Genomic DNA, 17,190 nt, shown 5'->3' on the forward strand with positions numbered 1-17,190 from the left:
TGTCGCCGTGATCACCATCGCGACTTAGGGTGATGGCGTGCGGGGACTTCTGTTGGATGTCGGTGGCGTGCTGTTCGGTCCGGGATCGGATCTCGACGGCTTGAGCGCGGTCGTGCGCGCGGTGAAGGCCCGCGGAATCGTGACGGGAATCGTCAGCAACGATCCCGGCGGTGCCAATGCTCAGTGGTTGCGGGATCTCGGAGACGGGGTCTTGGTCGACGACGTGATCTTGTCCGGTGATGTCGAGATGGCGAAGCCCGACGCCGAGATCTATCTATTGGCGGCGAGTCGTTTGGGCGTCGAGCCGGAGGACTTCGTTTTCGTGGATGATCTCGAAATCAACGTCCGGGCGGCGGTGGCGGTCGGGATGGTCGGGGTCCACCACGTCGGCTCGGAATCGACCATCGAGGAGTTGTCGATTCTGTTCGATCTCGGCGAAGGAGGGGACACGAAGCCATGGTGAACAGACTGACGACTCAGGATGCTGCTTTCTACTTCCTCGAAGCCGGGACGACGCCGATGCATGTCGGCTCGTTGGGGATCTTCAGGCAACTGCGAAACGGGATCGATCACGAGGAATTGCTTCGTCTGGTCGAAGAGCGGCTCGGATCGGTTCCGCGTTACCGCCAGCGAGTGCGTGAGGTGGCGTTCGGCCTGGCCCGCCCCGTCTGGGTGGACGACTCGGATTTCGACATCACCTATCACGTACGCCGATCGGCTCTGCCCAAACCAGGTTCCGACGAACAGCTGATGGATCTGATCGCGCGGCTGACGTCGAGACCCCTCGACAGCACGAGGCCGTTGTGGGAGATGTACCTGGTCGAGGGGCTGAGCAGAAACAGATTTGCCATCTTCACGAAGTCTCATTCGTCGTTGGTGGACGGCGAGGCGGCTCCAGAGATCAGTCAGGTGATCTTCGATCCGGAGAAGAATCGAGCGCCAGGCCCCGAAGAATTGTGGATGCCCGCCAGGCCACCGAGCGATACCAGCTTGTTGGTCAGTGCAATGGCAGATCTCGTGACGAGCCCGGGGGAGGGGATCGCGCGGGCGCGTGCTGCGTTCAACGACGTGACCACATCCGTCACCGAGGCTGTGAGTGCACTCGGGAAACTCGCGGAAGTGGTTCGAACGGCGACCCAGGTGGCCCCGTCGAGCCCGCTCAACGCCAGCATCTCGCGCAATCGACGCCTTGCGGTGGCCAAGACGTCTCTCGAGGACTATCGACGTATTCGCGCGCGGTACGGGTGCGAGATCAATGACGTGATTCTCACCGTCATCGCAGGTGCGATGCGGAACTGGCTGCTCTCGCGTGGTGAGCCGGTGACCGAGGCGACCATCGTGCGGGCGATGGTGCCCATGTCGGTGTACACGGACGGCCCCGAGAGTCCCGACGTCGACGATCCGCAGGCGCCGGGGCATGTTTCGTCGTTCCTCATCGACCTGCCTGTCGGTGAACCCAACGCGGTTGTTCGGCTCTCTCACGTGGCGCATGCGACGGAGGCATTCGCGCGTCAGGGTCGGCGGGTCACCGCGCAGACGATGGTGCGAATGTCCGGGTTTGCGCCGGCGACGCTGCATGCGATGAGCTCCCGTGCGGCCAGTAGTCTGTCGCAGCGAATGTTCAACTTGATGATCACCAATGCGCCAGGGCCACAGTTCCCGCTCTACCTCGGTGGGGCTCGGATGCTGGAGATGTATCCGGTGTCGCCACTGCTCAAGAATCAGACACTCAGCATCGCCCTGACGTCGTACGACGGAAATGTCTACTACGGTTTGAATGCCGACCGTGACGCGATGTCGGACGTCGACGTCGTTCGTTCGCTGATCTTCGAGTCACTCGAGGAATTGACGGATGCGAGTCGGTGACGAACGAGCATGAAGGTGGTCTCATGAGGGTGTACGTACCGGCGACGGTCGAGATTTTGCAGAAGTTGGTCGCAGATCAGGAGTTCGACCCGATGAGCCGGACGGCTTTTGCGGTCACCCCGACTCTGCGTGAGTCGTACGCGGCGGGCGATGACGACGAGTTGGCCGAGGTCGCCATGGGTGAGGCTGCGCGTGCGTCGCTGCGGCTGATCGCCGGAACCGAGGGTGATGTCACCTTCCGGCGTGCTGTCGTTGCCGCCGACGTCGACGATGCCGATGTGAAGTTGCGGCCCGATCTCGACGATTCTGTAGTTCGATTGGCGGGTCCTGTGACGATGGCTCAGGTTGCATCTGTGCATGTCGACCTCGAACAGGCAGAATCGGACATCGAGCGCGCTGCTGGCATAGTCGACGCGGCGGATCTCGGTGACGCCGATGCCGAGTTCACGCTCGGCGACGCGGAGGACCACGAGTTGGCGTGGTACGCCGCGCAGGAGTTGCCGTTCTTGCTCGACCTGCTGTGAATGTGCTTACCGTGAAGTAACCTACGGTACCGTAACCTGATAACCTACGGTACCGTAGGCAGTGGGTTCGGAAGGTGAGAGGTGGAGGTCTGATGGGTCTGAAGGACTGGATCGAGGCACCGGCAGCGTCGGTAGTTCCGGCAGCGCGGTCGAAGCTCAATCTGCTTCGTGGTGCGGCGGCTCGGCTGACCACACCATTGCTTCCCGACGACTACCTGCACCTCGCAAATCCGTTGTGGTCCGCCCGCGAGCTGCGTGGTCAGATCGTCGAAGTCCGGCCTGAGACCACGGATTCGGCGACCATCGTCATCAAGCCGGGGTGGGGATTCGACTTCAATTACCAGCCGGGGCAGTACATCGGCATCGGTCTGCATATCGACGGACGCTGGCATTGGCGGTCGTACTCACTTACTTCGCCTCCCAACTGGGAGAACAAGCGCATTTCCATCGCGGTCAAGGCCATGCCAGAGGGCTTTCTCTCGAGCCACCTCGTCAGCGGGGCCGTGCCGTCGGGAACCATCGTTCGACTGGCCACGCCTTCGGGTAACTTCGCGTTGCCGGATCCGCCGCCGGAGAAGATCCTGTTCATCACCGCCGGCAGTGGCATCACTCCGGTCATGGGCATGCTGCGGACGATGAACCGGCGCGGTCAATTGCCCGACGTCATGCACATCCACTCGGCTCCGACGGAATCCGACGTGATGTTCGCCGACGAACTCACGGCACTGCACGCCGAGCACGAGGACTTCGTGAGTCACGTTCAGCTCACGCGCCGCGACGGAAAATTCAAACTCAGTTCCCTCGACACGGTCTGCCCCGACTGGCGTGAGCGCCACACCTGGGCGTGCGGACCCCTTCCGTTGCTCGACGAGCTCGAAGACGTCTGGAAGGCGGAAGGCATCGAGGATCGACTCCACATGGAGCGATTCGCGGTTTCGCGCATCGACGCCTCGGCGGACGGCGGCACGGTCACGTTCGAGAAGTCGGGTAAGACGATCACCGTCGACGGCGCGACGACGCTTCTGGAAGCCGGCGAGCAGTCCGGCGCCTTGATGCCCTTCGGTTGCCGCATGGGCATCTGCCAGACGTGTGTCGTGCCTCTCGTCGCCGGCCACGCAATCGACCTACGCTCGGGAAAACAGCACGCGGAGGGCGAGCGCATTCAGACGTGCATCTCCGCTGCCGCCGGCGACTGTACGCTGGACGCATAGCTTCTAGGCACACGGAGGACCACGGTGGCCATCACCGATATCAAAGAGTTTTCGCACCTCACCGAGGCCGATGTCGAAGCTCTCGGACGTGAACTCGATCAGATTCGACTCGACATCGAAGACTCTCGTGGAATCCGGGACGCCCGCTACATTCGTCGCGTCATTCGCGTCCAGCGGGCGTTGGAGCTCGGTGGGCGTATCGCGCTGTTCGGCAGTCGGTACCGACCGGCATGGCTGGTCGGCACGACCCTGCTGAGCCTGTCGAAGATCATCGAGAACATGGAGCTCGGGCATAACGTCATGCACGGGCAATGGGACTGGATGAACGATCCCGAGATTCACTCCGTCTCGTGGGAGTGGGATCAGACCGGTCCTTCCGAGCACTGGAAGCGTGCGCACAACTACCAGCACCACACGTACACCAACGTCGTCGGGATGGACGAGGACCTCGGTTTCGGGATCCTGCGTATGACGCGGGACGAGCCGTGGAAGCCGATCAACCTCTTCCAGCCGATCGCCAACGTGATCTTGGCGGCCACGTTCGAGTGGGGCATCGCGCTGCACGACCTCACGGCGGCAGCCGAGTTGGAGGGCGCGGAAAAGGGGCAACTGAACTCGCAGGCGAACAAAGACTTCGCGCGCAAGATCTTTCGTCAGGTGGGCAAGGACTTCATCTTGTTCCCCGCGCTGACGGGGCCGGCGTGGAAGTCGACCATGACGGCCAATGCCACCGCGAATCTCGTGCGCAACCTGTGGGCGTACGTCGTCATCTTCTGTGGTCACTTCCCGGACGGCGCCGAGAAGTTCACCGTTGCCGAATTCGAGCAGGAGACTCGTCACGAGTGGTACCTGCGCCAGATGCTCGGTAGCGCGAACTTCAATTCGGGCAAGCTCATGGGACTCATGAGCGGCAACTTGAGCTACCAGATCGAGCACCACGTCTTCCCTGATCTGCCGAGCAACCGCTACCCCGAAATTGCCGTGAAGATGCGTGCATTGTGCGAGAAGTTCGATCTCCCGTACACCACCGGTTCGCTCTTCAAGCAGTATCTCCTGGCGCTGCGCACGATCCACAAGCTGGCCTTGCCGGACAAGTGGCTGACTGCGACCTCGGACAATGCTCCGGAAACGTCCTCGGAACTACGGTTCCGTGACTCAGGGTTCCGGGACGCAGCCATGGCGATGGTCGAGGACCTGCGTACCGATCCGGTCACCGGCAAGCGCCTCGGATTGTTGACCGCACTCAAGTCGCAGGCGCGTTCTCGCATGCCGAAGCGCCGGAAGTGATATAGGTTACATCGGGAAAAACCTAACCTACGGTGTCGTAAGTTACGCTACAGTAGGTGCAGTTGATCTGAACGATTCGAAGTCATGATCGTTCTGCACTTACTACTTTGCGCCTAACTCACTGCTAGGAGGCTTTCCATGGCGATTGCAGATGTCAAGGAATATGCACATCTCACGGACGCCGACATCGAGGCGCTCGGCCGCGAACTCGACGCGATTCGTCGCGACATCGAGGAGTCGCGCGGCGAGAAGGACGCGCGCTACGTGCGCAACGTCATTCGCCTGCAGCGTTCACTCGAAATCGGCGGCCGCGCAGTGCTTTTCGCCAGCCGTCGCCGTCCGGCGTGGCTCGCCGGAGTTGGCCTGCTGACGCTCTCGAAGATCATCGAGAACATGGAACTCGGGCACAACGTGATGCACGGTCAGTGGGACTGGATGAACGACCCGGAGATCCACTCCACCTCGTGGGAGTGGGACGTCACCGGTCCGTCTGCGCACTGGAAGCAGACCCACAACTACCTGCATCACAAGTACACCAACGTCCTCGGAATGGACGACGACGTCGGATACGGACTCCTGCGCGTCACCCGCGATCAGCGATGGAAGCCCTTCAACGCCGGCAATCTGGTCTACAACACGCTGCTTGCGCTGTTCTTCGAGTACGGCATCGCCGCACAGCACCTCGAGCTCGGCAAGGTGGCCAAGGGCCGCGCCGACAAGGAAGAGACCCAGCGCAAGCTCCGCGAGGTCGGCGAGAAGATCGGCAAGCAGGTCCTGCGCGACTACGTCATCTACCCGGCCATCACCGGCCCGGCGTGGAAGAGCACGTTGTCGGCCAACTTCACCGCCAACACCCTGCGGAACGTGTGGACCAACGCGGTCATCTTCTGCGGTCACTTCCCGGACGGTGCCGAGAAGTTCACCAAGGAAGACATCGACAAGGAAACGCAGGCCCAGTGGTACCTGCGTCAGATGCTCGGTAGCGCCAACATCGAGGGCAGCGCGCTCATGGACTTCATGACGGGCAACCTGAGCTACCAGATCGAGCATCACTTGTTCCCCGATCTGCCCAGCAACCGCTACAAGGACATCGCGGTCACGGTGCGTCAGCTCGCGGACAAGTACGACCTGCCGTACACGACGGGCCCACTTGCCGTGCAGTACGCCAAGTCCTGGCGCACCATCGCCAAGCTGTCGCTGCCCAACAAGTACCTCAAGGACACCGTCGACAATGCGCCCGAGACGGCGTCGGAGCGGATGTTCGAGGGCGAACTGACGTCGACTGTCGATCCCGTGACCGGGCGTCGTAACGGTCTCAAGAGCGCCATCGCACGTAAGCGCAAGAGTGGAAAGCTGCGCAGCCTTCTCGGCCTGCGCTGATTTCCCGCCTGCGCTGACCATACGCAACAAGCGGCCCGACACCATTCGACATGGTGCCGGGCCGCTTTGCTGTTCTCGCTAAGGGGTGTCGCTCAGTACTGATCGTTGGACTTGATCGCTTCCAGCAGTTGTCGCACAGCGACGACGCGTCGAGCGGATTTGCCCTCCAGCAGGTCGAGCTTGCATTCGGGGTCTGCCGGCGGCCCGAGGTGCGTGCATCCGCGCGGGCAATCCTCGATCGCCGCAGCGAGATCCGAGAATGCAGCCACCACGTTCTCGGGCGAGATGTGCGCGAGACCGAACGAACGGATGCCCGGGGTGTCGATCACCCAGCCGCCACCGGCGAGGGGGAGTGCCACCGATTGCGTCGATGTGTGCCGGCCCTTGCCGACGCCGGATACGATGCCGACCGCTCGATTGGCATCGGGGACAAGGCGATTGACCAATGTCGATTTTCCGACACCGGAATGTCCGATCAGGGCGGTCAACTTGTGCTCGAGGATCTGCGTCAGTTCGTCCAGGGGATCGTCGCGACCGGCGACGACCACTTGGATGTCGAGGTCGGCGAAAGTGCTCGCGAATTCCTCGGGTGGTTCGAGGTCGCTCTTGGTCAGGCAGACGATCGGTGTCAGGCCACCCACGTAGGCGGCGACCAGTGCGCGCTCGACAAAACCGGTGCGCGGTGGGGGATCGGCGAGTGCCACGACGATGAGCAACTGCTCCGCGTTCGCGACGACGATGCGTTCGAAGGGATCAGTGTCGTCGGCCGTCCGTCGCAGAACCGTAGAACGCTCGGAGACCCGGACAATACGGGCGAGGGTATCGGTTTTGCCGGACAGATCGCCGACGATGTCCACCTGATCGCCGACGACGATGGGGGTTCGGCCAAGTTCGCGGGCACGCATCGTGACGATCAGTCGGTCGGGGTCGCCGCCGAGGACGCAACCCCAACGGCCACGATCCTTCGACACCACCATCCCCGATTCGGCCGAGAGATGTTCGGGCCGAGTCTTCGTACGGGGGCGGGATCCGCGGCCGGGACGTACCCGGACGTCGGACTCGTCGTACTGCCGCGGACTCAGAAGCTTGCCTTCGGTGTCGCCGGCGAACTCTCGAGCATGTCGATCCACATGTTCTCGAAGCCGGGCAGTGTCTTGGCTGTGGTTCCGACATCGTCGACGTCGACGCCGTCGACGACCAGGCCGATGATGGCGCCGGCTGTTGCCATGCGGTGGTCGGCATACGAGAGCCATTGTCCGCCATGGAGTTCCGCGGGAACGATCGTCAGGCCGTCGTCGGTTTCGGTGACGGAACCGCCGAGCTTGTTGATCTCGTCGGCGAGGGCGGCCAGACGGTCGGTCTCGTGCCCGCGCAGGTGTGCAATACCTCGTAGATGCGAGGTGCCCTCGGCGAGAGCGGCCAGGGCCGCGACGGTGGGGGTCAGCTCTCCCACGTCGTGGAGGTCGATGTCGATGCCACGCAGTTTCTCCGGGCCGCGAACGGTCAGCACGCCGTCGGCAAGAGTGACGTCGGCGCCCATCGAGGCGAGGATCCCGCGGATCGCGTCGCCGGGCTGCGTCGTCGACGACGGCCACATCGGGATGCTGACGGTTCCGCCGGTAACAGCGGCTGCGGCCAGGAACGGTGTGGCGTTGGAGAGATCGGGTTCGATCGCCCAGTCCACGGCGCGCACCGGCCCCGGTGCCACTCGCCACGTGTCTGCGTCTCCGCCCGTGGCTGGTGTCGTCACGGAAACTCCGGATTGGCGGAGCATCTCGACGGTCATGTCGATGTGTGGCATGGACGGGACGGGCTTGCCGTCGTGGTGAACGGTGACACCCTCTTCGAAGGCAGCAGCCGAGAGCAGGAGACCGGAGACGAACTGCGACGAGCCGGATGCGTCGATGGTGACCGTTCCTCCGCGTAGGGATCCGGTTCCGGTGACGGTGAACGGGAGTGCGTCACCTTCGATCCGAGCGCCGAGACCGCGCAGTGCCTCCAAGATGGTGCCGAGGGGGCGGGTGCGTGCTTGCTCGTCGCCGTCGAAGCGGACGCTGCCGTCGGCCATCGCGGCGAGCGGTGGCAGGAAGCGCATCACGGTGCCGGCCAGGCCGCAGTCGACCTCGCCGCCGCGCAGGGGCCCAGGGGTGATGCGAAGCGTGGTCGGATCGCCGGCTTCCTCGACGCCGATGCCGAGGTCACGCAGAGCTGCGATCATCAGGTCGGCGTCACGGCTGCGAAGTGCACCGGTGATCGTGGACGGGCCATCCGCAAGTGCGGCAAGAATCAGAGCTCGATTGGTGATGGACTTGGATCCGGGCAGCGTCACCACTGCATCGACGGGTGCTTGGGCCCTCGGGGCGCTCCACAGACTCAGACTCACATGGTCCATCTTCTCTCATCGGTGGGGGAATGGTCGAAACCGTGCCACCCTGGGTGTCATGTGCGGAAGGTATGCGACCACAGCGGACCCGGCCACCCTGGCGGTGGAACTCGATGCGCTCGACGAGACGGACCACTCGGCGCCCGTCGAAGCCGACTACAACGTGGCCCCCACGACCGAGGTGTTGACCGTCGTCGAACGCCACGATCGGGAGAACCCCGACAGCGATCCGACCAAGAGGATTCGGCGGATGCGGTGGGGATTGGTGCCGTCGTGGACCAAGGAGCTGGGCAAAGGCCCGGTCCTGTTCAACGCCCGCGCCGACTCGCTGGCGGAGAAGCCGGCGTTTCGGACCGCCTTCAAGTTCAAGCGTTGCCTGGTCCCCATGGACGGGTGGTACGAGTGGCAGACCGAGGCCACCGGCGGGAAAAAGGCAGCGAAGATTCCTTACTACATGCACCCCGACGACGGATCACGGCTGTTCATGGCGGGCGTGTGGTCTGCCTGGCGGGACCCGAGGGTCGAGAACGCGAGCCCCGTCCTGAGCTGCTCGATCGTCACAGTCGACTCTCTCGGTCACCTCGAGCAGGTTCACGACCGCATGCCCCTCGCCCTGCCTCGTGACCGCTGGGAGGCGTGGCTCGATCCCGACAACACCGTCGATTCGGCTCTGCTCGAACCGGTGCCGGACCTCTTCGAGCGGATCGACGTCGATCGAGTCCGGCCGCTGGTCAACAGTGTCAAGAACAACGGGCACGAGTTGATCGAGCCGGACGTCGACCGTGCCGGCGAGCAGATCAGCCTGCTCTAGTGGTCAGCCGAGAGCCCAGGTAACGGTCACCTCGAACGAGACCTGCTGGGTTCCCGGGGCGAGAACCATGTCGGACATCGAGGCGTCGGGAGCGCGCATGGTCTGACCGCCGCTCGTGTCGTGTGCCTCGGTGATGGTCACGACGTTCTCGAGCGACGTACCGGACAGATCCGCGTACTGCTCGGCACGGTTCTTCGCGTCCTCGAATGCCCGGGTGCGAGCGTCGGCCAGAAGCTGAGAGTCGTCGTCGATGGCGAAGGCGACGTTGCCGAGCCGTGCCGCGTTTCCGCCCGCCGCGATGCCGGCGTCCAGGACAGAAGAGGCCTTGTCGAGATCGCGCACGACGATTCGTACCGAGTTGGTTGCCCGGTAGCCGGTCACGTTGCCGCCGACGAACGGTCCGCCGCTGGCGTCGTACTGCGGCTGGACGGACAGATCGCTTGTCTGCACGTCCTCGGGGGCCACACCGGCGGCGACTATCGCGTCGATCATCTGACGGGCCTTGTCATTCGCCTCCGAGACCGCTCCCGATACATCCGGGGCAACCACCTCGATGCCGATGTCGGCATTGAGGATGTCCGGCGCCCCGCGGACCTGCCCTGATCCGACTACCGTGACTTCCTTGGCGGCATTGTCCGAACTCCCGCAGGCCGTCAGCGAGACGGTGAGAGCTGCCGCTGCAGCGGTCAGTGCAAGAGTTTTCAGGTGTGGTCGCATGGTGAGACCGTAGCGACCGGATACTCAGCCCGCCGTGATTTGCGCCGTGACCGCGCCACTCAACTGCGCGAGGTCCGTCGGAGCCAGCTCGATCTCGAGCCCGCGCCGTCCGGCGCTGCAGAGAATGCGGTCCCAGTCGAGCGCCGACGCATCGATCACGGTCGGCAGTTTCTTGCGTTGGCCGAGCGGTGAGATACCGCCGAAGACGTAGCCGCTCGAGCGCTCGGCTTCGGCGCGATCGGCCATGACGGCTTTGCTCGCACCGAGGGCAGCGGCTGCGGCTTTGAGCGAGAGCTTGTTCGGGACCGGCAGGACCGCGACGGCGAGCTTGCCGGTGTCGAGTTTGACGACCAAGGTCTTGAAGATCTGTGCGGCCTCGACTCCTACCAACTCGGCCAGTGCAGTCACCGCCTCGTCGCCGAACGATTCGGCGCGAGGATCGTGGTCGTAGCTGTGAACGCGGTGCGGTGTCTTCGACTTGTCGAGAAGTACGGTCGCAGGGGTCGCTGTTCCGGCCATGAGGAGCACCCTATGTGGATAGCCGACAGGTGCATCCGACCAGGCCGGGAACAGAGTCGCAGACTCCCGTGTTGGTACCAGTTGATGAAACTTGTCCCGAGAAGCGAAGGAGCGACCGTGCTGGCTGTGTGTGAGCCACCACCGGCCCGTGGGTCGGATCTTCAGTTGGCGGTAACCTTGATCCCTACGGCTAGTGAAGGGATCAGAGTGCTGGAACACGACCGGCCCAAGGACGAACCGTCAGGGGTAACTGAACCTATCGACGGCGCTGTGTCCGAAACGCCCGAAACTGCGGATGAGTTGATTGCCCGGTTCGAGCGCGACGCGCTCCCGCTGCTCGACCAGTTGTACGGCGCTGCCCTGCGCATGACGCGGAATCCGGCTGATGCCGAGGATCTCGTGCAGGAGACGTACGTCAAGGCGTACACCGCTTTCCGTTCGTTCCGTGCCGGTACCAACCTGAAAGCCTGGCTGTACCGGATTCTCACGAACACCTACATCAACTCGTACCGCAAGAAGCAGCGCCAACCCGCGCAGTATCCGACGGACGAGATCACCGACTGGCAGTTGGCTGCCACCGCCGAGCACACCTCGACGGGGCTGCGATCGGCCGAGGTGGAGGCGCTCGACGCGTTGCCTGACGATGACATCAAGGCGGCGCTGCAGTCGCTTCCCGAGGAATTCCGTATGGCCGTGTACTACGCCGATGTCGAAGGATTCCCGTACAAGGAGATCGCGGAGATCATGGGCACACCCATCGGAACGGTGATGTCGCGACTGCACCGTGGTCGCAAGCAATTGCGTGGTCTTTTGGCCGATGTCGCAAAAGACCGGGGATTCAATCGGGACGGCGCGGTCGACACAGCCACAGTCGCAGCCACCGAGACGGAAGGTGTCACACGATGAGTGAGCAGGACGAATTCGAAAGGCTCGACTGCTCGGCAGTCATCGCCGACGTCTGGTTGATGCTCGACGGTGAATGCGACGATTCGAGTCGTGCGCGCCTGCAGCGTCATATCGACGATTGTGGATCGTGCCTCGAGGCCTACGGGATCGAGGAGAAGGTCAAGAGCCTGATCAACCGTAAGTGCGGTGGAGACCACGCGCCGGAAAGCCTGCGTCAGCGGCTCACCGTCGAGTTGCGTCGGACCATCGTCATAACGACTACCGAAACCGACAGCTAGCCCGTCAGCGAAGATCTGAGCGGCAGCAGTCGGAAGGCAGTAACGCCGAGGGGCGGGGAAGCAATGCTTCCCCGCCCCTCGGACGTTTTGTTGCGCTACATGTCAGGCGTTTGGACGCTTGCCATGGTTAGCGGCGTTGCCCTTACGGCTGCGCTTCTTACGACCACGCTTACCCATGATTGGTCTCCCTTCTGTTTCTTTCGCGTCATTGTTTCACGCCGATGCCGGTGTGGTTCCATTGGCAGGTCGATCGAGTGATCCGTCGACGTATTTTCGTGGTCAGAGTGCAGTTCCGACAGAAGTGAGGTTCACGATGGCAGAAGACGTGCGCGCCGAGATGGTTTCGACGGTCTACCAGGTCGTCGTGAGCGAGGGAGACGTCGTTGCGGACGGCGACACCCTGGTCATCCTCGAATCCATGAAGATGGAGATTCCCGTCCTGGCCGAGGTTCCGGGAACGGTGACGACGGTGGGCGTCAAGGTCGGCGACGTGATTCAGCAAGGCGATCTGATCGCCGTGATCTCCTAAGCCGGACGATGTCCACTCTCAGTGACCTCCTCGCCGAACACACCGATCTTCCCGGTGCGGCGGTCGACCATCTCCAGCGCGTCGTGGGGGAGTGGCAACTGCTCGCCGACCTCTCCTTTGCCGACGTTCTCCTGTGGGTGGGCACCGAATCGGAGAAGAACCGATCCGAGGGGACGGTCATCTGCGTCGCGCATTGCCGGCCGACAACGGCATCGACGGCTTTTCCGGAGGACGCAGTCGGAACGGTCGTTTCCGAGTCCGAGCACCCGCAGGTTCTTCGCGCTCTCGTCGAGGGCCGCGTCGTGCGCGGGGAAGACGAGACGTGGCGTGAAGGAATGCCGCCGCGTCGGGAAGCCGTTCCGGTGCGTCTGGACGGGCGAGTCATCGCGGTTCTGAGCCGCGACACCAACCTGTCGCACCAGCGAGCGCAGAGTCCGCTCGAGCTCGCGTATCTCGATTGCGCCGAAGACCTGTGTCAGATGATCAGCGACGGAACCTTCCCGATCCGAGAATCGCGCTCCGACACGAACTCGAGCCCACGTGCGGGCGACGGCTTCATCCGTCTCGATACCGAAGGCACCGTCGTCTATGCCAGCCCGAACGCGCTCTCGGCTTATCACCGGATGGGTCTGAGTTCGGATCTGGTGGGCCAAGACCTCGCGGCGTTGACCCGTTCGTTGGTCACCGACCCGTTCGAGTCTCAGGAAGCTGCGGGATACATCCGAGATACGTTGGCGGACAAGCCCGGTCGCCGTATGGAGATCGAGGCGCGCGGGGCGACCGTTCTGCTGCGAGCCCTGGTTCTCAAGCCGGGCGGCCGGCATGTCGGTGCGGCGGTCGTCGTCCGCGACGTCACCGAGGTCAAGCGTCGTGATCGCGCTCTCCTGAGCAAGGACGCAACCATCCGCGAGATTCACCATCGAGTGAAGAACAACCTGCAAACCGTCGCGGCGCTTCTGCGTCTACAGGCCAGGCGAACCGGCAACGACGAAGCGCGACAGGCGTTGACAGAGTCGGTGAGGCGCGTGACGTCCATCGCCCTCGTTCACGACACCTTGTCGATGTCGGTGGACGAAGAGGTGGATCTCGACGAGGTGATCGACCGGTTGGTTCCCATGCTCTCAGATGTCGCGGGAGTGGGTGTGCCGGTGGCGATTCGGCGTGAGGGCAGTTTCGGAGTGTTCTCCGCCGAGCGCGCCACCCCGCTGGTCATGGTGCTGACGGAGTTGGTGCAGAACGCGATCGAGCACGCTTTCGATCCGGGAGTGACCGGCACGGTCACACTCAGCGCCGAGCGTTCTGCGCGCTGGTTGGACGTGATCATCCACGACAACGGGCGCGGCCTGCCGGAGAACTTCGACCTCGAGAAGTCCGATCGGCTCGGACTCCAGATCGTGCGGACTTTGCTGGGCGCCGAACTCGGTGGCTCGCTCGGACTGCACCCGGGAAGCGGTGGCGGCACCGACGCGGTTCTGCGTGTGCCGCTCGGTAGACGCACTGCGCGTTACTGATTCGAGCAGCGTTAGCGATTCGAGCAGACAAAAAGCCCGACACCATGTGGTGTCGGGCTGTCGTCTTCGACTGTGCGGAGGGGCTGTTCTCCGCCGCGAGTCGAACGTCTCGGTTATACCTAGACGGAAGTGCGTGCACGGGTACGTGCGTTACGACGCTTGAGTGCGCGACGCTCGTCTTCGCTCATTCCGCCCCAGACGCCTGCATCCTGACCGGACTCGAGAGCCCAGGACAGGCACTCGGCGGTGACGGGGCAGCGGTTGCAGACAACCTTGGCATCAGCGATCTGAGCGAGGGCCGGTCCACTGTTTCCCACCGGGAAGAACAGTTCGGGATCCTCGTCGCGACAGATTGCGTTGTGGCGCCAGTCCATCTTTTTTCGCTCCTTAATTGGGTGTGTATTCACACCATTTGGTACCAATGAGTTTGTGTGTGCGTCATCAATGTTTCCGCACTGTTACTTGTGAATGCTTTCACGAACTCGCGGTATGTCAATAGGTTTGAACGGGTTCGTGGGCCAACTCACTAATTTGTGACACACCTGACGGCCACCTGGGCGTCACCGGCATTTTACCCGATTTCGACTATTCGGCACCAGAGTTTTTGCAGGTCAAACGTGTTGCCTGACTCACGTCGGAATCGGTGCGAACACTTCCAGTGCATCCGGGACCGAGGTGAATTCGACTTTTTCGCGAAGTCCGATGTAGTCGCCGTCCATCTGCAGTCCGATCGGTCGCGACGATTCGATGGTGATTGTCGGGACGTCGTCGGTGCGTAGAAGGACCTTTGATTTCGGTTCTGCGCCGCGTGCGAGGAGCTGTCGCACAACCCGCAGAGACGGTAGGACTTTGGTGCTCGTCATGGCGAAGATGCCGAGTCCACTGTCGAAGGTCGTTCCCGGATTGGTGTGTACGGGACGCTCTTCCAGATATGTCCACGGGCTCGAGTTCGACACGAACGCGTAGTGGACTCCGGAGACGGGATCCTGATCGGGGAGGTGGACTGTCAGGGCGGGCTCGGCTCGCTTGGCACGGAAGAACGCCGCGATCGCGGTTCGGACATACCGGGCGGGTGTGGCGGCGTCACCGTTCTTACGGCTGGCGTCGACGGCTTCGCATACATCGGCGTCGAGGCCCATTCCGGCGTTGAATGTGAACCAACGGTTGTCGCAGTGTGCGAGCCCGATTCGGCGTCTCGTTCGTTCCGAGAGTAGATCGACGAGTTGGTTTGTGGCGTCGATCGGGTCGGCGGCAATACCGAGTGAGCGCGCGAAAACGTTTGCCGAGCCTCCCGGGACGACAGCGATCGTCGGGATCGGACCGACCGGAACCGATTTCATCGACGCGGGATGCGGTGACCCGAGCAGTCCGTTGACCACTTCGTTGACCGTTCCGTCGCCGCCGTGGACGATCACCGAGCCGAAGCCGTCTTCGTGGGCTTCGCGCGCCAGTTCGGCAGCGTGTCCCCGATGTGTGGTGTGCGCCACAGTAAGTCGCACCCGACTCTCGAGGGCGTGTGCCAACAGGTCACGACCGGCAGCGGTGGTGGAGGTGGCATTGGGGTTGACGATCAGCAGTGCGCGCACGGGGCATGAGCCTATCCGGTGTCGTGTTCTAGGCTGGCCTCGTGCCGAATACCGCCAGTCCGAACGCCCTGCCCAAGACAGTCACATGGGCAGGTGCCCTCGTGACGCTGCAAGGGCTGGTTGCCGCCGGGTTCGCGATCGTCGCAGTGATTCGCGGCGCGACCGGTCACGATCAGAGCGTCACCAACGGATACGGATTTGCCGCCTGGGTCGCGATCCTCGGCGGCGCGGTGTTGGCTGCCGGTATCGCTTTGCTGACGGGCCGCCGGTGGGGCCGGGCAATCGCCGTCGTCGCGCAGTTGCTGCTCCTGCCGGTCGCCTGGTCGCTCCTGACCGATTCGCATCAGGTGCCGCTCGGCATCGTTCTGGGTGTCGTCGTTCTCGGCGCTCTGGGCTGCCTGTTCTCGGCTCCGACGTCTCGATGGATGGCAGCGGAGTACGGAGCGTACGCAGACGAGGTGTCGCCGGAAGAGGGACGCCCGGACGAGACCGAAGAGCCGCGGGACAAGTAGGGCGGAACGCCTACCCTGCTTCAGTCCTACTCAGCTTCGGCGGCAAGAGCCCCGAGGTGGGTGCCGGTCAGGCGATACGTGGTCCACTCCGTCTTCGCGTCGGCACCGAGTGACTCGTAGAACTTGATCGAGGGGGTGTTCCAGTTGAGCACCGACCAGGACAGCCGGGTGTAGTCGTTGTCGGTGCACTCCTTGGCGAGCGCGGCCAGAAGAGCCTTTCCGTGGCCTGATCCGCGCTGGCTGGGCTTGACGTACAGGTCTTCGAGGTAGATGCCGTGGGCGCCGTCCCACGTGGAGAAATTGCGGAACCACAGCGCCATGCCGACGACGTCGTCAGCCGAATTCACAGCGACGTGCGCGAAGGCCGTCGCGGCCGGCCCGAACAATGCCTCGCCGATCTGTTCCGCCTTCACGGTGCACTCGTCGAGGGCCTTCTGGTAGTCCGCCAACTCGTAGATCATGTCGGTGATCGGCTGGACGTCTGCGGGCGTGGCGCGTCGGATCATGGGGAGAATCTTAAGCCTCAAGCCTCCACGAGCGGCGGCACGTTGTGATGGACGAGGTGGCTGGCGCCGTGCTCGTAACCGAGAACCGTGTAAGCGCCCGGGAACAACGCGAAACGCTTTCCTTCGGTGACCGGGAGCTCGAGCCAGCGGGCGATGAGCGCGCGTGAGAAGTGGCCGTGCCCGATCAGGATCACGTCCCGCTCGGGTAGCTGCGAACGCACCATCGACAGCACCATGTCGGTGCGGGCATGGATCTGATCGGTCTGCTCGCCGCCGGGGCACGGGTGTGTCCAGACGGTCCAATCGGGCACCGTTGCGCGGATCTCGGGCGTCGTGAGGCCTTCGTAGTCGCCGTAGTCCCATTCGGAAAGTGCATCCCAGGTTCGCTCTTCCGGCAGGCCGGCGAGATCACCCGTCAACTGTGCGCGCAGCCGCGGACTCGTCAGAATCATGGGGTTCCGGAGGTCGAGGGTTCGCAAGCGATTTCCGGTCGCGGTTGCCTGCATCTCGCCGAGCGGAGTCAGCGGAACCTCGGTCCGGCCCGTGTGTTTCCCGGTGCGTGCCCACTCGGTTTCACCGTGGCGCATGAGTACGACGCGAGCACCGAGGGGGATCGACGAGGGGGCGGACTGGGAGGTCATGTCGACCATCATTGCAGGCTGCC

At 63.3% G+C, this 17,190-nt stretch carries 21 protein-coding genes; 12 read left to right on the top strand and 9 right to left on the bottom strand.

Features of this window, described 5'->3' with window-relative positions; all coding sequences use genetic code 11:
- The first annotated feature begins 37 nt into the window (after positions 1-37).
- The 6 genes from ABX74_RS19000 to ABX74_RS19025 all read left to right on the top strand — a co-directional run bounded on the left by ABX74_RS19000 (position 38) and on the right by ABX74_RS19025 (position 6,268).
- Positions 38-463, top strand: coding sequence for an HAD-IA family hydrolase (locus tag ABX74_RS19000; RefSeq protein WP_020969221.1), 426 nt, complete (start codon positions 38-40; stop codon positions 461-463).
- Positions 457-1,866: a WS/DGAT/MGAT family O-acyltransferase gene (locus ABX74_RS19005; RefSeq protein WP_047889468.1), complete on the top strand. Its 1,410-nt coding sequence runs from the start codon at positions 457-459 to the stop codon at positions 1,864-1,866. The genes ABX74_RS19000 and ABX74_RS19005 overlap by 7 nt, the downstream gene beginning before the upstream one ends.
- Before the next feature lie 23 nt (positions 1,867-1,889).
- Positions 1,890-2,390, top strand: a complete 501-nt coding sequence (locus ABX74_RS19010) for a DUF6912 family protein (RefSeq protein WP_020969223.1) — start codon at positions 1,890-1,892, stop codon at positions 2,388-2,390.
- A gap of 92 nt (positions 2,391-2,482) precedes the next feature.
- Positions 2,483-3,601, top strand: coding sequence for a ferredoxin reductase (locus ABX74_RS19015; RefSeq protein ID WP_003940928.1), 1,119 nt, complete (start codon positions 2,483-2,485; stop codon positions 3,599-3,601).
- Between the two features lie 24 nt (positions 3,602-3,625).
- Positions 3,626-4,888, top strand: a complete 1,263-nt coding sequence (locus ABX74_RS19020) for a fatty acid desaturase family protein (RefSeq protein WP_020907111.1) — start codon at positions 3,626-3,628, stop codon at positions 4,886-4,888.
- Positions 4,889-5,026: 138 nt separating this feature from the next.
- Positions 5,027-6,268, top strand: coding sequence for a fatty acid desaturase family protein (locus ABX74_RS19025; protein ID WP_047889469.1), 1,242 nt, complete (start codon positions 5,027-5,029; stop codon positions 6,266-6,268).
- Between the two features lie 92 nt (positions 6,269-6,360).
- Here the strand turns inward: ABX74_RS19025 and rsgA are convergent, their stop codons facing one another.
- Complete coding sequence (gene rsgA, locus ABX74_RS19030) at positions 6,361-7,398, bottom strand: ribosome small subunit-dependent GTPase A (RefSeq protein WP_007731200.1); 1,038 nt, start codon at positions 7,396-7,398, stop codon at positions 6,361-6,363.
- Entirely contained in the window at positions 7,347-8,660 is a 1,314-nt protein-coding gene (gene aroA / locus ABX74_RS19035) for a 3-phosphoshikimate 1-carboxyvinyltransferase (RefSeq protein WP_047889470.1), read from the bottom strand. Before aroA ends, rsgA begins: the two co-directional genes overlap by 52 nt.
- Before the next feature lie 49 nt (positions 8,661-8,709).
- On the opposite strand from aroA, the gene ABX74_RS19040 reads away from it, so the two are divergent.
- On the top strand, positions 8,710-9,462 hold the full coding sequence (locus tag ABX74_RS19040; RefSeq protein WP_020969226.1) for an SOS response-associated peptidase: 753 nt from the start codon (positions 8,710-8,712) through the stop codon (positions 9,460-9,462).
- Positions 9,463-9,465: 3 nt separating this feature from the next.
- Here the strand turns inward: ABX74_RS19040 and ABX74_RS19045 are convergent, their stop codons facing one another.
- Entirely contained in the window at positions 9,466-10,179 is a 714-nt protein-coding gene (locus ABX74_RS19045) for an SIMPL domain-containing protein (RefSeq protein ID WP_021332569.1), read from the bottom strand.
- A 24-nt stretch (positions 10,180-10,203) separates the two neighbouring features.
- Positions 10,204-10,698, bottom strand: a complete 495-nt coding sequence (gene ybaK, locus ABX74_RS19050; protein WP_019747794.1) for a Cys-tRNA(Pro) deacylase — start codon at positions 10,696-10,698, stop codon at positions 10,204-10,206.
- 207 nt (positions 10,699-10,905) lie between these two features.
- On the opposite strand from ybaK, the gene ABX74_RS19055 reads away from it, so the two are divergent.
- Positions 10,906-11,604 (top strand): sigma-70 family RNA polymerase sigma factor, encoded by a 699-nt coding sequence (locus ABX74_RS19055; RefSeq protein ID WP_019747795.1) that lies wholly within the window; start codon positions 10,906-10,908, stop codon positions 11,602-11,604.
- The gene (gene rsrA, locus ABX74_RS19060) at positions 11,601-11,882 is read left to right on the top strand and encodes a mycothiol system anti-sigma-R factor (RefSeq protein WP_003940722.1); all 282 of its coding nucleotides are present in this window, start codon (positions 11,601-11,603) and stop codon (positions 11,880-11,882) included. Before ABX74_RS19055 ends, rsrA begins: the two co-directional genes overlap by 4 nt.
- Before the next feature lie 102 nt (positions 11,883-11,984).
- Here rsrA and ABX74_RS30920 read toward each other — a convergent pair whose 3' ends face one another.
- Positions 11,985-12,059: a 50S ribosomal protein bL37 gene (locus ABX74_RS30920; protein ID WP_022597109.1), complete on the bottom strand. Its 75-nt coding sequence runs from the start codon at positions 12,057-12,059 to the stop codon at positions 11,985-11,987.
- 136 nt (positions 12,060-12,195) lie between these two features.
- On the opposite strand from ABX74_RS30920, the gene ABX74_RS19065 reads away from it, so the two are divergent.
- Positions 12,196-12,411 carry a biotin/lipoyl-binding carrier protein gene (locus ABX74_RS19065; protein ID WP_007731208.1) on the top strand — a complete coding sequence of 72 codons (216 nt, stop codon included), beginning with the start codon at positions 12,196-12,198 and terminating at the stop codon, positions 12,409-12,411.
- Between the two features lie 8 nt (positions 12,412-12,419).
- Positions 12,420-13,922, top strand: a complete 1,503-nt coding sequence (locus tag ABX74_RS19070) for a sensor histidine kinase (RefSeq protein ID WP_019747797.1) — start codon at positions 12,420-12,422, stop codon at positions 13,920-13,922.
- 119 nt (positions 13,923-14,041) lie between these two features.
- Here ABX74_RS19070 and ABX74_RS19075 read toward each other — a convergent pair whose 3' ends face one another.
- Together ABX74_RS19075 and ABX74_RS19080 are read right to left on the bottom strand one after the other, a co-directional pair.
- Entirely contained in the window at positions 14,042-14,296 is a 255-nt protein-coding gene (locus tag ABX74_RS19075; protein WP_003940950.1) for a WhiB family transcriptional regulator, read from the bottom strand.
- A gap of 255 nt (positions 14,297-14,551) precedes the next feature.
- The gene (locus ABX74_RS19080; protein WP_019747798.1) at positions 14,552-15,508 is read right to left on the bottom strand and encodes a diacylglycerol/lipid kinase family protein; all 957 of its coding nucleotides are present in this window, start codon (positions 15,506-15,508) and stop codon (positions 14,552-14,554) included.
- 41 nt (positions 15,509-15,549) lie between these two features.
- Between ABX74_RS19080 and ABX74_RS19085 the strand changes: the two genes are divergently transcribed.
- Entirely contained in the window at positions 15,550-16,020 is a 471-nt protein-coding gene (locus ABX74_RS19085; RefSeq protein WP_019747799.1) for a membrane protein, read from the top strand.
- 26 nt (positions 16,021-16,046) lie between these two features.
- On the opposite strand, the gene ABX74_RS19090 is transcribed toward ABX74_RS19085, so the two are convergent.
- A complete protein-coding gene (locus ABX74_RS19090) occupies positions 16,047-16,526 on the bottom strand; it encodes a GNAT family N-acetyltransferase (RefSeq protein ID WP_003940724.1) in 480 nt (159 codons plus the stop codon).
- Positions 16,527-16,543: 17 nt separating this feature from the next.
- The gene (locus ABX74_RS19095) at positions 16,544-17,167 is read right to left on the bottom strand and encodes an acid phosphatase (RefSeq protein ID WP_019747801.1); all 624 of its coding nucleotides are present in this window, start codon (positions 17,165-17,167) and stop codon (positions 16,544-16,546) included.
- Between the last annotated feature and the right edge of the window lie 23 nt (positions 17,168-17,190).

Origin of the sequence: Rhodococcus sp. ARP2 (assembly GCF_001029585.1) — a bacterium.
In the GTDB taxonomy this organism is placed as follows: Bacteria; Actinomycetota; Actinomycetes; order Mycobacteriales; family Mycobacteriaceae; genus Rhodococcus_F; species Rhodococcus_F erythropolis.

Excerpts from the sequence above, each read along its gene's own strand:
- ABX74_RS19005 (WP_047889468.1), top strand. The coding sequence starts at position 457 with ATGGTGAACAGACTGACGACTCAGGATGCTGCTTTCTACTTCCTCGAA.
- ABX74_RS19010 (WP_020969223.1), top strand. The coding sequence starts at position 1,890 with ATGAGGGTGTACGTACCGGCGACGGTCGAGATTTTGCAGAAGTTGGTC.
- ABX74_RS19015 (WP_003940928.1), top strand. The coding sequence starts at position 2,483 with ATGGGTCTGAAGGACTGGATCGAGGCACCGGCAGCGTCGGTAGTTCCG.
- ABX74_RS19025 (WP_047889469.1), top strand. The coding sequence starts at position 5,027 with ATGGCGATTGCAGATGTCAAGGAATATGCACATCTCACGGACGCCGAC.
- aroA (WP_047889470.1), bottom strand. The coding sequence starts at position 8,660 with ATGGACCATGTGAGTCTGAGTCTGTGGAGCGCCCCGAGGGCCCAAGCA.
- ABX74_RS19040 (WP_020969226.1), top strand. The coding sequence starts at position 8,710 with ATGTGCGGAAGGTATGCGACCACAGCGGACCCGGCCACCCTGGCGGTG.
- ABX74_RS19045 (WP_021332569.1), bottom strand. The coding sequence starts at position 10,179 with ATGCGACCACACCTGAAAACTCTTGCACTGACCGCTGCAGCGGCAGCT.
- ybaK (WP_019747794.1), bottom strand. The coding sequence starts at position 10,698 with ATGGCCGGAACAGCGACCCCTGCGACCGTACTTCTCGACAAGTCGAAG.
- rsrA (WP_003940722.1), top strand. The coding sequence starts at position 11,601 with ATGAGTGAGCAGGACGAATTCGAAAGGCTCGACTGCTCGGCAGTCATC.
- ABX74_RS19065 (WP_007731208.1), top strand. The coding sequence starts at position 12,196 with ATGGCAGAAGACGTGCGCGCCGAGATGGTTTCGACGGTCTACCAGGTC.
- ABX74_RS19070 (WP_019747797.1), top strand. The coding sequence starts at position 12,420 with ATGTCCACTCTCAGTGACCTCCTCGCCGAACACACCGATCTTCCCGGT.
- ABX74_RS19075 (WP_003940950.1), bottom strand. The coding sequence starts at position 14,296 with ATGGACTGGCGCCACAACGCAATCTGTCGCGACGAGGATCCCGAACTG.
- ABX74_RS19090 (WP_003940724.1), bottom strand. The coding sequence starts at position 16,526 with ATGATCCGACGCGCCACGCCCGCAGACGTCCAGCCGATCACCGACATG.
- ABX74_RS19095 (WP_019747801.1), bottom strand. The coding sequence starts at position 17,167 with ATGACCTCCCAGTCCGCCCCCTCGTCGATCCCCCTCGGTGCTCGCGTC.